The organism is Streptomyces sp. NPDC051662, from assembly GCF_040681655.1.
Classification (GTDB): Bacteria; Actinomycetota; Actinomycetes; order Streptomycetales; family Streptomycetaceae; genus Streptomyces.
Map to the genome: position 1 here is coordinate 137,036 of NZ_JBFAZD010000005.1, position 15,059 is coordinate 152,094.

Below are 15,059 nucleotides of genomic sequence, written 5' to 3' on the forward strand. Positions count from 1 at the left end.
TCACACACTAACTCGTATTGCCGGTAAGTGTTCGACAATGCCGACCGTTGAACGGCAGTTTTGTCCTGTGGTGCAGCGTCGTCAAGGGTTCAGTGGCCGAAACCTCGATCAGTACCGATGATCCGGCATTCGGTTCAAAACCGCCCGGCGCCGATGTCCCTGGAAACCGCGCGGGCGCATTCACGGACTGCCGCGACCAGTTCGGAGCGCAGTTCGCCGGCCGGGCAGAGCCGCTCGACCGCGCCGGTGATGGCGATGGCGCCCACCGGCATCCGTCGTCGGTCGTGGATGGGGGCGGCCACCGCGGCCACGCCCTCCCAGGTCTCCTCTATGTCGGCGGCCCAGCCGCGCGCCCTGGTCAGGTCGAGCACCGATTCGAACTCCGCCAGATCGGTGATGGTGCGCGGGGTGAAGTCCGTACGCTCGCCCTCCACCGCCTCGCTGTGCGCCACCGGGTCGTACGCCGAGAGCACCTTCCCCAGCGCGGTGGAGTGCAGCGGCTGCATGGCGCCCACCTCAAGCACCTGCCTGCTGTCGTCCGGGCGGAAGACATGGTGGACGATCAGGACGCCCTGCTGGTGCACGACCCCCAGATGGACGCTCTCCCCGCTGGACCTGGCCAGATCGTCCGTCCACACCAGGGCGCGGGAGCGCAGCTCGTGCACGTCCAGATAGCTGTTGCCGAGGCGCAGCAGCTCGGCCCCGAGCTGATAGCGGCCCGAGGTGGCGTCCTGTTCGACGAAGCCCTCCGCCTGGAGCGTGCGCAGGATGCCGTGCGCGGTGCCCTTGGCCAGCCCGACCGAGGAGGCGATCTCGGACAGGCCGAGCCGGCGCTCGCCGCCCGCGAGCAGCCGCAGCATCGCCGCCGCCCGCTCCAGCGACTGGATGTTCTTCGCCATCGGACCCGGACCTCCACTACGTTCGACAATGCTGAACACTATCGGTCGATGCCGACCTTCTCTCGCCATCGAGAGGATCTGTCAAGACCGCGCGCCCCGGATCTTCCCGTGCACAGGATGCCGTCCGCCCGCTGGGATGCCGCACCGTAACGGGGCCCGCCCGGCTACGCTGGCCGGGTGCGCCCTGCTCCAGCGGGCGCAAAGCCGACAGCCGTCGCAGCCCCGGGAGTACTTTCATGGCCTCGTCGCCGAGCCCGTCCACCGACAGCCGAACCCGTATCGAAGCCCTCCGCGAGGCGCTCGCCACCCGCGTGGTGGTCGCCGACGGCGCGATGGGCACGATGCTCCAGGCGCAGGATCCGACGATGGAGGACTTCCAGAATCTGGAAGGCTGCAACGAGATCCTGAACGTGACCCGCCCGGACATCGTCCGCTCGGTCCACGAGGAGTACTTCTCGGTCGGTGTCGACTGTGTGGAGACGAACACCTTCGGTACGAACTACGCGGCCCTCGCGGAGTACGACATCCCCGAGCGGGTCTTCGAGCTCGCCGAGTCCGGCGCCAGGATCGCCCGGGAGGTCGCGGACGAGTTCACCGTCTCCACCGGACAGCAGCGCTGGGTGCTGGGCTCGATGGGACCGGGTACGAAGCTGCCGACCCTGGGCCACGCCCCGTATCTCACCCTGCGCGACGCCTACCAGCAGAACGCCGAGGGCATGATCGCGGGCGGCGCCGACGCGCTGCTGGTGGAGACCACGCAGGACCTGCTCCAGACCAAGGCCGCCGTCCTCGGCGCCCGCCGCGCGCTGACCGCCACCGGAACGAATCTGCCGATCATCTGCTCGGTCACGGTCGAGACGACCGGCACGATGCTCCTCGGCTCGGAGATCGGCGCGGCCCTGACCGCGCTGGAGCCCCTCGGTATCGACATGATCGGGCTGAACTGCGCCACCGGCCCGGCCGAGATGAGCGAGCACCTGCGCTATCTCGCCCGGCACTCCCGGATCCCGCTCTCCTGCATGCCCAACGCCGGGCTGCCGGTCCTGGGCAAGGACGGAGCGCACTACCCGCTGTCGGCCGGTGAGCTGGCCGACGCCCAGGAGACCTTCGTCCGTGAGTACGGCCTGTCGCTGGTGGGCGGCTGCTGCGGTACGACGCCCGAGCATCTGCGCCAGGTGGTGGAGCGGGTGCGCGGCAAGGAGCTCACCGAGCGCGAGCCGCACCCCGAGCCGGGCGCCGCCTCCCTCTACCAGACGGTGCCGTTCCGCCAGGACGCCTCGTATCTGGCGATCGGCGAGCGCACGAACGCGAACGGCTCGAAGAAGTTCCGCGAGGCCATGCTGGAGGGCCGCTGGGACGACTGTGTGGAGATGGCCCGCGACCAGATCCGCGAGGGCGCCCATCTGCTGGACCTCTGTGTCGACTATGTCGGCCGGGACGGCGTCGCCGACATGGCCGAGCTGGCGGGCCGGTTCGCCACCGCCTCCACGCTGCCGATCGTGCTGGACTCCACCGAGCTGCCCGTCCTGCGGGCCGGCCTGGAGAAGCTCGGCGGCCGGGCCGTCATCAACTCCGTCAACTACGAGGACGGCGACGGCCCCGAGTCCCGCTTCACCAAGGTCACCGAGCTGGCGAAGGAGCACGGCGCCGCGCTCATCGCGCTGACCATCGACGAGGAGGGTCAGGCCCGTACCGTCGAGCACAAGGTCGCCATCGCCGAACGGCTGATCACCGACCTGACCACGAACTGGGGCGTCCATGAGTCGGACATCCTCATCGACTGTCTGACCTTCACCATCTGCACCGGCCAGGAGGAGTCGCGGGGCGACGGCATCGCCACCATCGAGGCGATCCGCGAACTCAAGCGCCGCCACCCCGAGGTGCAGACCACGCTGGGGCTCTCCAATATCTCCTTCGGCCTGAATCCGGCCGCCCGTATCGTCCTGAACTCGGTCTTCCTCGACGAGTGCGTCAAGGCCGGACTGGACTCGGCGATCGTGCACGCCTCCAAGATCCTGCCGATCGCGCGTCTGGAGGAGGAGCAGGTCAAGGCCGCGCACGACCTGATCTACGACCGGCGAAGCGAGGGCTACGACCCGCTCCAGAAGCTCATGGAGCTGTTCGAGGGCGTCAACGCCAAGTCGATGAAGGACGGCCGGGCCGAGGAACTCCTCGCCCTGCCGCTGGACGAGCGCCTTCAGCGCCGCATCATCGATGGCGAGAAGAACGGCCTGGAGGCCGATCTGGACGAGGCCCTGGAGACCCGGCCCGCGCTGGACATCGTCAACGACACCCTGCTTGAGGGCATGAAGGTCGTCGGCGAGCTGTTCGGCTCCGGCCAGATGCAGCTGCCGTTCGTGCTCCAGTCCGCCGAGGTCATGAAGACCGCGGTCGCCCATCTGGAACCGCACATGGAGAAGAGCGACGACGAGGGCAAGGGCACCATCGTGCTCGCCACCGTCCGCGGCGACGTCCATGACATCGGCAAGAACCTCGTCGACATCATCCTCTCCAACAACGGCTACAACGTGGTGAATCTGGGCATCAAGCAGCCCGTCGCCGCGATCCTGGAGGCCGCGGAGGAGCACCGGGCGGATGTCATCGGCATGTCCGGTCTGCTGGTGAAGTCGACCGTGATCATGAAGGAGAACCTGGAGGAGCTCAACCAGCGTCAGATGGCCGCCGACTACCCGGTGATCCTCGGTGGCGCGGCGCTGACCCGGGCCTATGTCGAGCAGGATCTGCACGAGATCTACGAGGGCGAAGTCCGCTACGCGCGCGACGCCTTCGAGGGACTGCGGCTGATGGACGCGCTGATCGCCGTCAAGCGCGGTGTCCCCGGCGCCGTCCTGCCCGAGCTGAAGCAGCGCCGGGTCAAGGCCAGGCCGGCCACGGAGGTCGAGGAGCGGCCGGCGGAGGGCGCGGTCCGCTCGGACGTCGCCGTCGACAATCCGGTCCCGACGCCCCCGTTCTGGGGCACCCGGGTCGTCAAGGGCATCCAGCTCAAGGAGTACGCGTCCTGGCTGGACGAGGGCGCGCTCTTCAAGGGCCAGTGGGGGCTGAAGGAAGCCCGCAAGGGCGGCCCCAGCTACGAGGAGCTGGTGGAGAGCGAGGGCCGGCCCCATCTGCGCGGCTGGCTGGAGCAGATGCACACCCAGAACATGCTGGAAGCCGCCGTCGTGTACGGCTACTTCCCCTGCGTGTCCAAGGGCGACGATCTGATCCTGCTGAATGACGACGGTTCCGAGCGCACTCGCTTCACCTTCCCGCGCCAGCGCCGCGGGCGGCGCCTCTGCCTGGCGGACTTCTTCCGCCCGGAGGAGTCCGGCGAGACGGATGTGGTCGGCCTCCAGGTCGTCACCGTCGGCTCGAAGATCGGCGCGGCGACCGCCGAGCTGTTCGAGGCCAACGCCTACCGCGACTATCTGGAGCTGCACGGGCTCTCCGTCCAGCTCGCCGAGGCGCTCGCCGAGTACTGGCACGCCCGGGTCCGCTCCGAGCTGGGCTTCGCCGGCGAGGACCCGGCCGAGGTCGAGGACATGTTCGCCCTGAAGTACCGGGGCGCCCGCTTCTCGCTTGGCTACGGCGCCTGCCCCGATCTGGAGGACCGCGCGAAGATCGCGGAGCTGCTGGAGCCGGAGCGCATCGGGGTCGAGCTCTCGGAGGAGTTCCAGCTCCACCCCGAGCAGTCCACGGACGCCATCGTGATCCACCACCCCGAGGCGAAGTACTTCAACGCGCGCTAGGGCGTGTCTTCAACGTAGCGTCGTCCGCCGCCGGGCCCATCAGATGGGGCCCGGCCAGGCTCTCGGCCTGCTCGCGCCGGGCCTTTCGGACCCTCCATGGAGCCCGACCGGCGCGAGCGGCGGACGAGTCGTACACTTATCGGTCCAGCGCAGGCCGGTCGCCTGTCCGGGAGGGGCAACCCCGCGGGCAAGGTGACCGGCCTTCTCGTCCCTCATGGAGGTGTGCCGGATGACCAGTACGGTCCCCGCGTCCCTGACCCGAACGGCCGAAGGCTCCGCGCTTCAGGCCGTCCTTCTCGACATGGACGGCACTCTGGTCGACACCGAGGGGTTCTGGTGGGAAGCCGAGGTGGAGGTCTTCAAGGCCCTCGGGCACGTCCTCGACGAGACCTGGCGCGAAGTGGTGGTCGGCGGGCCCATGACCCGCAGCGCGAGCTTCCTCATCGAGGCCACCGGCGCCGCCATCACCCTCGCCGAGCTGACCGTGCTGCTCAATGATTCCTTCGAGGACCGCATCGGGCGCGACCTGCCCCTGATGCCGGGCGCGAACCGGCTGCTCACCGAGCTGGCCGCCCATGAGGTGCCCACCGCCCTGGTCTCCGCCTCGCACCGGCGCATCATCGACCGGGTGCTGGCCTCGCTCGGGGCCGAGAACTTCGCGCTCACCGTGGCGGGCGACGAGGTGCCCCGTACCAAGCCGCACCCCGACCCGTATCTGCTCGCGGCGCGGGGCCTGGGCGCCGACCCGGCGCGCTGCGCGGTCATCGAGGACACGGCCACCGGTGTGGCCGCCGCCGAGGCCGCCGGGTGCCGGGTGGTCGCCGTACCCTCCGTCGCACCGATCGCCCCGGCGGCCGGCCGTACGGTCGTCCGCTCGCTCGAAGAGGTCGATCTGGTATTCCTGCGCGGTTTGATGACACACGGACACTGAACCGCGTACTGAGCGTCGCGACGGAATGCCGAACGGAAACTCTCGGCATTGGCGCGGATATTTTCCGTTACCTTCGGCGACCGCAATCCAGGCCGGTTCCAAACATCATGGAAGTGACCTTTGTCACGCGCCCGGGCGTCGACAGGGGAGGGCGGGGCTGATCCAGGCCGGTCCGCGGCGGGGTTTCCTGTGCCCTTGTGCCCCGTTTTATGGACGGGTGCGCGTATCATTCCGCGGCCCGGATATCCACGCGCCGCTATTTCCGATCACTGTGTGATTACGTTTCAGATCGGGCCCGGTCCGGCATTCCCGGAGCCTCCGACTAATCTCGTCGCGAGCACTTCGCCGCTTCAACGACGTGTCCCGACGACCCACCAAGTCGCCACGCACACAGGACCGATCGCCCTGTATCCCGGCCCGATCGCATCTGCCCCGAACGGGTGGGCGTGGCGGAGTCTCCCATTAGCACCGCTGTATCTCAGTGCCGGATGAGGGAGTACGTCCAGGATGAACCGCAAGACTTTGGCGCTGTCGGCCGTGATCGGCCTGCTTGCGCCCGTGCTCGCCGGTTGCGGTGGCTCGGACGGTGGCTCCGGCGGCGAGGCCATTGTCGTGGGCACCACGGACCAGTACATCGCGACGGATGAGGCCATCGCCCCGCTGGACCCGGCCGCCGCGTATGACACCGGTTCCTGGAACGTCCTTCGTCAGACCATCCAGACGCTGATGCACGTCCCGCGCGGTGGTGGCAAGCCGGTCCCGGACGCGGCCTCCAACTGCGGGTTCTCGGACCGGGCGAACGAGAGCTTCCGCTGCACCTTGCGTGAGGGACTGAAGTTCGCCGGCGGCGACCCCATCACGGCCGATGATGTGAAGTACTCCATCGAACGGGTTCTGAAGATCAACGACCCCAGCGGTGTGGCCGGTCTGCTGACCAACATCGACACGATGGAGAGCGACGGCGCCCGCGAGATCGTCTTCCATCTCAAGACGCCCGACGCGACCTTCCCTTACAAGCTCTCCACGCCGCCGGCCGGCATCGTCAGCAAGAAGGACTACGAGCCGACGAAGCTCCGCAAGGGCTTCGACGTATCCGGCTCCGGCCCGTACAACTTCAAGCCGGAGATCAAGGGCGACACCGTCACCAAGGCGACCTTCACCAAGAACGCGGATTACAAGGGCGACCTGAACATCCAGAACGACAAGGTCGAACTGCAGCCCTTCAAGGACGCGGACGACATGGGCAAGGCGCTCGACGCGGGCGACATCGATGTGATGACGCGCGCGATGACGCCCGAGCAGGTCCAGGCGATGGTCGAGAAGCCCAAGGACAGCATCCAGCTCACCGAGATGCCGGGTCTTGAGATCCGCTACCTCGGCTTCGACACCGACGCCCCGACCGTCAAGGAGAAGGCCGTGCGCCAGGCCATGGCGTACACCATCGACCGCGGCGACCTGGTCACCAAGGTGTACGGCGCGATGGCCGAGCCGCTGTACTCGCTCATCCCGTCGAGCATCGCCACGCACACCAACTCGTTCTTCAACAAGTACGGCGACCGCAATCTGCCCAAGGCCGCCGACATGCTGGAGAGCGCCGGGATCCAGACCCCCGTGAAGCTCTCGCTGAACTACACCACCGACCACTACGGCGAGGCGACGGCGAAGGAGTTCGAGACCCTCAAGGAGCAGCTCAACAGCAGCAAGCTCTTCGATGTCTCCATCAAGGGCACGGAGTGGAGCAGCTTCCGTCCGAACCAGATCAAGGGTGACTACTCCGTCTACGGCATGGGCTGGTTCCCGGACTTCCCGGACCCGGACAGCTATATCGCGCCCTTCCTGGACAAGGACAACTTCCTCAACACGCCCTACAACAACGCCAGACTGCGCGGTGAGCTGATCCCGCAGTCGCGCCGCGAGGCCGACCGCAGCGCCGCGACGCAGACCTTCAGCCAGATCCAGGACATCGTCGCCGACGACGTACCGGTGCTGCCGCTCTGGCAGGGCAAGCAGTACGTCGCCTCCCGCGATGACATCGCCGGTGTGGAGTGGGCGGTGAACTCCTCGGCGGAACTGCTCCTCTGGGAGCTTCGCCGCGGCCCCGGCGCGTCCTGACCCTCCCGGATCTCCGGGAGACTTCGGGAACCTTCTGAACAGCGGTCCGGCCGCGTGGGCGAGACCCACGCGGCCGGACCGGTCATAAGTGGCGGCCTTCGGCGGCGAGCCGCCGTCGTCACTGCGCGCCGGGACGCACCAGCCCGCTCTCGTACGCGTACACCGCGGCCTGCACCCGGTCCCGCAGCCCCAGCTTGGTCAGCACATGACCCACATGCGTCTTGACCGTGGTCTCACTGACGAAGAGATCCGCGGCGATCTCCGCGTTGGACAGCCCCCGGGCGACCAGCTTGAGCACCTCGACCTCGCGTTCGGTCAGCGTGTGGAGCGTGTCGGGCACCGGCTCCTCGCCGGACGGCAGATGATCCGCGTACTTGTCGAGCAGCCGGCGCGTGATACTGGGCGCCAGCATCGCCTCGCCCGCCGCGACCACCCGGATCGCCTGGACCAGCTCATTGGCGGGCGCGTCCTTGAGCAGAAAGCCGCTGGCCCCCGCGCGCAGCGCCTCCACCACATACTCGTCGAGATCGAAGGTCGTCAGGACCAGCACCTTCGCCGGACCGTCCCGGCCGGGGCCGGTGATCTGGCGGGTCGCCTCCACCCCGTCCATCCTGGGCATCCGGATGTCCATCAGCACCACATCGGGCTGTAGCGCGCGGACCTGATCGATGGCCTGGAGGCCGTCCCCGGCCTCGCCGACGACCGCGATGTCCTGCTCGGCCTCCAGGATCATCCGGAAGCCGGTGCGCAGCAGCGGCTGGTCATCGACCAGTAGGACGCGGACAGTCACGGGGAACTCCTTCACTAGACCGGCCCCATTCTGCCCTGACCGCCCCACCGCGACTCCGCCGGGCGGTAGGGCCTCTCGTCCGGATCTTGCCGGGCTCGCGGGCCCCGGCACCGCGAAAGACCCCACGGACGCCGTCACACGGTTACGCGGTCCCCGGCACGCCGACCGTCAGCGGATAGACCGGAGGCGTACCACCGAATTCCGGACAGACCGCCTGATGGTCGCACCAGCCGCACAGCTTCGTGGGACGCGGCCGCCAGTCACCCGTCTCGGTGGCCAGCCTGATCGCCTCCCAGAGCGCGAGCAGTTTGCGCTCCACCCGCTCCAGATCGGCCTCCACCGGGTCGTAGGTGACAACCTCCCCGCTGCCCAGATACACCAGCTGGAGCCGGCGCGGCACCACCCGCTTCAGCCGCCAGATCACCAGTGCGTAGAACGACATCTGGAACCGCGCCCCGTCGGCGTACTCCGGACGCGGGGCCTTGCCGGTCTTGTAGTCGACGATCCGTACCTCGCCCGTGGGCGCCACATCGACGCGGTCGATCACCCCGCGCAGCCGCAGCCCCGACTCCAGCTCCGTCTCGACGAACAGCTCCCGCTCGGCCGGCTCCAGCCGGGTCGGGTCCTCCAGCGAGAACCACCGCTCGACCAGCCGCTCCGCCTCCGCCAGCCAGCCCGCAAGCCGCTCGCCCTCCGAGTCCTCGGCGAACAGCTCGGCCAGCTCGGGACGGGACTCCAGCAGCCGGTCCCACTGACCGGGGATCAGCGCCTTCGCCCGGGGCGCCGTACGCTCCACGGCCGGCGCGTCGAAGAGCCGCTCCAGCACGGCGTGGACCAGCGTGCCACGGGTCGCCGCCTCGCTCGGCTTCTCCGGCAGCTTGTCGATCACCCGGAACCGGTACAGCAGCGGGCACTGCATGAAGTCGCTCGCACGCGACGGCGACAGCGATGTCGGCGCCTGCCCCGGCGGCGAAGTGGGCGGCGTGCTGGGCGAAGTGGGCGGCAGGCTCGTACTCATGACCCAGACCCTATGACCCGACACTGACAGCGATCCGAATACCATCGACTACAGAGCCACTCGCACCGCATGATCGAGCGAGCGACGCTGCTGACGAAGGGAACCCGTGAAAGAGGACGACGAGCGCGGCGAGAGCAAGCCGTCGCAGCCCGGCAAGGGGGATACGGGCCCCGACGGCAAGCCACCGCGCCGTGAGGACCCGGGCGGTGGCATTCTCATGGGCCGCCCCTTCGGCGTGCCGGTGTACGTCGCCCCGAGCTGGTTCCTGGTGGCCGCGCTCATCACCTGGATCTTCGGCGGCCAGCTCGAACGGATCCTCCCGCAGCTGGGCGGCCTCCGCTATCTGCTGGCGCTCTTCTTCGCCGTCGCCTTCTACGCCTCCGTACTCGTCCATGAACTGGCCCATACGGTCGCCGCGCTGCGCTTCAAGCTGCCGGTGCGCCGGATCCAGCTCCAGTTCTTCGGCGGCGTCTCGGAGATCGAGAAGGAGTCCGAGACCCCGGGCCGCGAATTCATCCTGGCCTTCGTCGGGCCGCTGCTCTCGCTGGTGCTCTCGGGGATCTTCTATCTCGGTCTGCTGGCCGTCGAGCCCGGTACGGTCCCCGGCGTCCTGCTCGCGGGGCTGATGGTCTCCAATTTGATCGTCGCCGCCTTCAATCTCCTCCCCGGCCTTCCACTGGACGGCGGCCGGATGCTGCGCGCGGTCGTCTGGAAGATCACCGGCAAGCCGATGAGCGGCACCGTCGCCGCCGCCTGGGTCGGCCGGGCGCTCGCCGTCGCCGTGCTGATCGGCCTGCCGCTCCTCACCCGTACGGGTGCCCTGGGCACCTCCGCCAGGAACGTCAGCGGGATGGAGACCGTCACCGACGCGCTGCTCGCCGCCATCCTCGCGGCGATCATCTGGACCGGCGCGGGCAACAGCCTGCGGATGGCCAGGCTCCGCGAACACCTCCCCGAACTCCAGGCCCGCGCCCTCACCCGGCGCGCGGTGCCGGTCGAGTCCGCCACCCCGCTCTCCGAGGCGCTGCGCCGGGCCAACGAGGCGGGCGCCCGCGCGCTGGTCGTCGTCGACGGCCACGGCGATCCGACGGCCCTGGTCAGGGAGTCCGCGATCGTCGGCGTACCCCAGCACCGCCGGCCCTGGGTCGCCGTCAGCGGCCTCGCCCAGGACCTCACGGATGGCATGAAGGTTCCCGCGGACCTGGCGGGGGAGGCCCTGCTCGAACGGCTCAGGGCCAGCCCCGCGACGGAGTATCTGGTGCTGGAGGAGACGGGTGAGATCTACGGGGTCCTGTCGACCGCCGATGTCGAACGCGCCTTCGTCGCCGCGATGGCCCGCCCGCAGGGGAAGTGAGCACCTCGGGGCCGTCCGCCGGGCGAACCGGGACCCCGGAAAAAGCGGCTAAGCTTCAAACATGTCCGAACCGACCGGTGCCGCCCGACGTCGCGGCCCCTTCAAGGTCGGGGACCAGGTTCAGCTCACCGACCCCAAGGGACGCCACTACACCTTCACGCTCGAAGCCGGGAAGAATTTCCACACCCACAAAGGGTCCTTCCCGCACGACGAGCTGATCGGTGCTCCCGAGGGCAGTGTTGTCCGTACCACGGGAAACGTCGCCTATCTCGCGCTGCGCCCCCTGCTCCCCGACTATGTCCTGTCCATGCCCCGCGGCGCCGCGGTGGTCTATCCGAAGGACGCCGGCCAGATCCTGGCCTTCGCCGATATCTTTCCCGGCGCACGCGTCGTCGAGGCGGGCGTGGGCTCCGGCTCGCTCAGCAGCTTCCTGCTGCGCGTCATCGGGGACCAGGGCATGCTGCACTCCTACGAGCGCCGGCAGGACTTCGCCGACATCGCCCGGCAGAACGTGGAGCGCTACTTCGGCGAGCCGCACCCCGCCTGGCAGCTGACGGTCGGTGACCTTCAGGACAATCTGTCGGACACGGACGTCGACCGCGTGATCCTGGACATGCTCGCCCCCTGGGAGTGCGTCGAGGCCGTCTCCAAGGCGCTGGTGCCCGGCGGCATCCTCTGTGCCTATGTCGCGACGACCACACAACTCGCCCGCACCGTCGAGACGATCCGGGAGTTCGGCACGTTCAACGAGCCGGCCGCCTGGGAGTCGATGATCCGCAACTGGCATGTGGAGGGCCTCGCCGTACGCCCGGACCACCGGATGATCGGCCACACCGGCTTCCTGGTGACCGCCCGTCGCCTCGCGGACGGCGTCGAGCCGCCGCTGCGCCGCCGCCGTCCCGCCAAGGGCGCGTACGGCGACGACTACGACGGCCCGGGCAGCGGCAGCGGCTCGCGCGGCTGATCGAACACGCCCACAGCGCCGCCGAGTTCCCGTCCGCAACGGACGAACTCGGCGGCGCTTTCTTTACGTTGGCCTTACGGACCCCGCTGTTCCGCCGTGCTGTGACGTGTGGCACGATGCTGTCTCCCTCCCCCCACCGTTGGTTATCCGCCGGTACCGCCTTCACAGGAGACACTCCGCGTGCAGCTCTCCGACGCTCCGGACCTCGCGCACACCCGGCCCCGCCCCGTGCACTGGCTCGCGACTGCCACCGCGATGGCCGCTGTCGTGGCCCTGGCCGGTCTGCTCCAGCCCGGCGCCGCCACGGCGTCCCAGTCGGGCTCGGGATCCCCGAAGACCGCGGCCCCGGACCGGGCCCCGCTGCCCGCCCCCGACCCCTCGGGCGTGGACTTCCCGCTGGAGTGCGGGGACGTGGGCACGACCCTCGCCAAGAAGGCCTCGGGCGACCTCGACGGGGACGGCAACCCGGAGACCGTGGCGGTCGTACACTGCGCGGCCGGCTCCGGCACCCCGCCCAACGGCGTGTACGTACTGACCAGGAGCGCCGACGAGGGCGAGCGGGCCAGGATCGTGGCGACGCTGGTGGACCCGAAGGACAAGCTCACCGTCGGCCCCGACTTCGCGGTACGCGACGGGGAGATCATCGCGACCCTGCTCGGCTACTCGGGACCCACGGTCCCCAGCTGCTGTCCCGACGAGGAACAGCGCGTCTCCTGGCGGTGGCGGAACGGCGCGTTCGTACGCGGCGAGCGGCCCGTCGCGCGGAGTGTGTGAAAGATCACCACGAGTGGCGCCATGAGACGGGCCGTGACGGGGAGTTACGCCGCGTCGGGCCCGTACACCTCGACCCGGTCCGTCACTCGGCGTACATGAATGCAGTCACCGGGACACTCCTTGGCGGAGTCCACCACGTCGCGCAGCAGCGGCAGGGGTACGCGCGTGGTCGCGCCCGGGGCCTGGAGCAGCTCGTCGTCCGGGCTCTTCACATAGGCCAGGCCGTCGATGTCCAGCTCGAACACATCAGGGGCGTACTGCGCACAGATCCCGTCCCCGGTGCAGAGGTCCTGGTCGATCCAGACCTCCAGCGGCTCACCGTTGTCGGTGACGCCTTCGGTGGGAGCCTCCTGCTGCACGGTCATCTCTCCTGCCGTTTACCGCGCCGGGCAGCGCATTATGGAGTAAGTCGCGGCGGCCCTGACGGGTGTTGAACGCTTCGACGATACAACCGACAGCTTTCCGATGTTCCTGGGTGGGTATTCCCCTGGCGTGAGGGAGGGCGCAAGGGTGAAGATCGGACCTACCCCGACAGTCTTTGTGATCTAGGGGTTTCAATCATCACCCACCCAGGTAGGGTCAGGAAGCGTCCAGCTCCCCTTGGAGGAGGTGAGGACCGTGGCAGCCCACGACGACGACATCAACCGCGGCATCCGGCCCGGGCGGGGGTCCGAAGACCCAGCCGGCCAGGTTGCCTATCTCGAGCAGGAAATCGCCGTCCTGCGACGTAAGCTCGCCGACTCTCCGCGGCACACGAGGATTCTCGAAGAGCGGATCGTCGAGTTGCAGACGAATCTCGCCGGTGTGTCCGCACAGAACGAGCGGCTCGCCAATACTCTGCGTGAGGCCCGCGATCAGATCGTGGCCCTCAAGGAGGAGGTCGACCGGCTCGCTCAGCCGCCTGCCGGCTTCGGTGTCTTTCTGCAGGCCAATGAGGACGGTACGGCCGATATCTTCACCGGGGGCCGCAAGCTCCGGGTGAATGTCAGCCCCGGCGTCGAGCTCGACGAGCTCAGGCGCGGCCAGGAAGTCATGCTCAATGAGGCGCTCAATGTGGTCGAGGCCATGGAGTACGAGCGCGCCGGGGACATCGTCACCCTCAAGGAGATCCTTGAGGACGGCGAGCGCGCCCTGGTGATCGGGCACACCGACGAGGAACGGGTGGTGCGGCTCGCCGAGCCGCTGCTGGACATCACCGTCCGTCCCGGCGACGCCCTCCTGCTCGAACCCCGCTCCGGCTATGTCTATGAAGTGGTTCCCAAGAGCGAGGTCGAGGAGCTTGTCCTCGAAGAGGTTCCGGACGTCGACTACGACAAGATCGGCGGTCTGGGCGGCCAGATCGAGATGATCCGCGACGCGGTCGAGCTTCCGTACCTCCACCCGGACCTCTTCAAGGAGCACGAACTGCGACCGCCGAAGGGCATCCTGCTCTACGGCCCGCCCGGCTGCGGCAAGACACTGATCGCCAAGGCCGTCGCGAACTCCCTCGCCAAGAAGGTCGCCGAGGTGACCGGCCGGCCCGCGGGGAAGAGCTACTTCCTCAACATCAAGGGTCCCGAGCTCCTCAACAAGTACGTCGGTGAGACCGAGCGCCATATCCGCCTGGTCTTCCAGCGTGCCCGGGAGAAGGCGAGCGAGGGCACCCCCGTCATCGTCTTCTTCGACGAGATGGAGTCCCTCTTCCGCACCCGCGGATCCGGTGTCAGCTCGGACGTGGAGAACACCATCGTCCCCCAGCTGCTCGCCGAGATCGACGGTGTGGAGGGTCTGGAGAACGTCATCGTCATCGGCGCCTCCAACCGCGAGGACATGATCGACCCCGCGATCCTGCGGCCCGGCCGGCTCGATGTGAAGATCAAGATCGAGCGTCCGGACGCGGAGGCGGCGAAGGACATCTTCGCGAAGTACCTGACACCCTCGCTGCCGCTGCATGTGGACGATGTCTCCGAGCACAACGGCTCCAAGGAGTCCGCGGCTCACGGGATGATCCAGTCCGTCGTGGAGCAGATGTACGCGGAATCCGAGGAGAACCGCTTCCTTGAGGTCACGTACGCGAACGGCGACAAGGAAGTCCTGTATTTCAAGGACTTCAACTCCGGCGCGATGATCCAGAACATTGTCGACCGGGCCAAGAAGATGGCCATCAAGGCATTCCTCGACCATGACCAGAAGGGCCTCAGGGTCTCCCATCTCCTCCAGGCATGTGTGGATGAGTTCAAGGAGAACGAGGACCTGCCGAACACCACGAACCCGGACGACTGGGCCCGTATCTCCGGTAAGAAGGGCGAGCGGATTGTCTTCATCCGTACCCTGGTGACCGGAAAGCAGGGCGCGGACACCGGACGCTCCATCGACACGGTGGCGAACACCGGTCAGTACCTGTAGAGCGCGGACCGGCTGCGGATGTCCGGAAAGGGCATCCGCAGCCGGTTGCTTTCCACGTACCTTCCACCACACCAGGCCAATGACGG

The 15,059-nt window shown here is 68.3% G+C and carries 11 protein-coding genes; 7 read left to right on the forward strand and 4 right to left on the reverse strand.

The window, feature by feature from the left end:
- Positions 1-134: 134 nt before the first annotated feature.
- Positions 135-899, reverse strand: coding sequence for an IclR family transcriptional regulator (locus tag AB0M67_RS10595; protein ID WP_365744720.1), 765 nt, complete (start codon positions 897-899; stop codon positions 135-137).
- 236 nt (positions 900-1,135) lie between these two features.
- Here AB0M67_RS10595 and metH point away from each other — a divergent pair, with 236 nt between their 5' ends.
- The 3 genes from metH to AB0M67_RS10610 all read left to right on the forward strand — a co-directional run bounded on the left by metH (position 1,136) and on the right by AB0M67_RS10610 (position 7,688).
- Positions 1,136-4,645, forward strand: coding sequence for a methionine synthase (metH, locus tag AB0M67_RS10600; protein ID WP_365744722.1), 3,510 nt, complete (start codon positions 1,136-1,138; stop codon positions 4,643-4,645).
- A gap of 229 nt (positions 4,646-4,874) precedes the next feature.
- Positions 4,875-5,576 carry an HAD family phosphatase gene (locus tag AB0M67_RS10605; RefSeq protein ID WP_365744724.1) on the forward strand — a complete coding sequence of 234 codons (702 nt, stop codon included), beginning with the start codon at positions 4,875-4,877 and terminating at the stop codon, positions 5,574-5,576.
- Positions 5,577-6,083: 507 nt separating this feature from the next.
- Positions 6,084-7,688, forward strand: a complete 1,605-nt coding sequence (locus tag AB0M67_RS10610; RefSeq protein WP_365744726.1) for an ABC transporter substrate-binding protein — start codon at positions 6,084-6,086, stop codon at positions 7,686-7,688.
- 118 nt (positions 7,689-7,806) lie between these two features.
- Here the strand turns inward: AB0M67_RS10610 and AB0M67_RS10615 are convergent, their stop codons facing one another.
- Positions 7,807-8,478, reverse strand: a complete 672-nt coding sequence (locus AB0M67_RS10615) for a response regulator transcription factor (RefSeq protein WP_046498782.1) — start codon at positions 8,476-8,478, stop codon at positions 7,807-7,809.
- 142 nt (positions 8,479-8,620) lie between these two features.
- Positions 8,621-9,496, reverse strand: a complete 876-nt coding sequence (locus AB0M67_RS10620; protein ID WP_365744728.1) for a PD-(D/E)XK nuclease family protein — start codon at positions 9,494-9,496, stop codon at positions 8,621-8,623.
- A gap of 106 nt (positions 9,497-9,602) precedes the next feature.
- Here AB0M67_RS10620 and AB0M67_RS10625 point away from each other — a divergent pair, with 106 nt between their 5' ends.
- The 3 genes from AB0M67_RS10625 to AB0M67_RS10635 all read left to right on the forward strand — a co-directional run bounded on the left by AB0M67_RS10625 (position 9,603) and on the right by AB0M67_RS10635 (position 12,588).
- Positions 9,603-10,850 carry a site-2 protease family protein gene (locus tag AB0M67_RS10625; protein ID WP_365744730.1) on the forward strand — a complete coding sequence of 416 codons (1,248 nt, stop codon included), beginning with the start codon at positions 9,603-9,605 and terminating at the stop codon, positions 10,848-10,850.
- Between the two features lie 61 nt (positions 10,851-10,911).
- A complete protein-coding gene (locus tag AB0M67_RS10630) occupies positions 10,912-11,814 on the forward strand; it encodes a tRNA (adenine-N1)-methyltransferase (protein WP_030354613.1) in 903 nt (300 codons plus the stop codon).
- Positions 11,815-11,994: 180 nt separating this feature from the next.
- On the forward strand, positions 11,995-12,588 hold the full coding sequence (locus AB0M67_RS10635) for a hypothetical protein (RefSeq protein WP_365744732.1): 594 nt from the start codon (positions 11,995-11,997) through the stop codon (positions 12,586-12,588).
- 44 nt (positions 12,589-12,632) lie between these two features.
- Here the strand turns inward: AB0M67_RS10635 and AB0M67_RS10640 are convergent, their stop codons facing one another.
- Positions 12,633-12,953 carry a ferredoxin gene (locus tag AB0M67_RS10640; protein WP_365744734.1) on the reverse strand — a complete coding sequence of 107 codons (321 nt, stop codon included), beginning with the start codon at positions 12,951-12,953 and terminating at the stop codon, positions 12,633-12,635.
- A 253-nt stretch (positions 12,954-13,206) separates the two neighbouring features.
- On the opposite strand from AB0M67_RS10640, the gene arc reads away from it, so the two are divergent.
- Positions 13,207-14,973, forward strand: a complete 1,767-nt coding sequence (arc, locus tag AB0M67_RS10645) for a proteasome ATPase (RefSeq protein ID WP_365744736.1) — start codon at positions 13,207-13,209, stop codon at positions 14,971-14,973.
- The last annotated feature ends 86 nt before the right edge of the window (positions 14,974-15,059 follow it).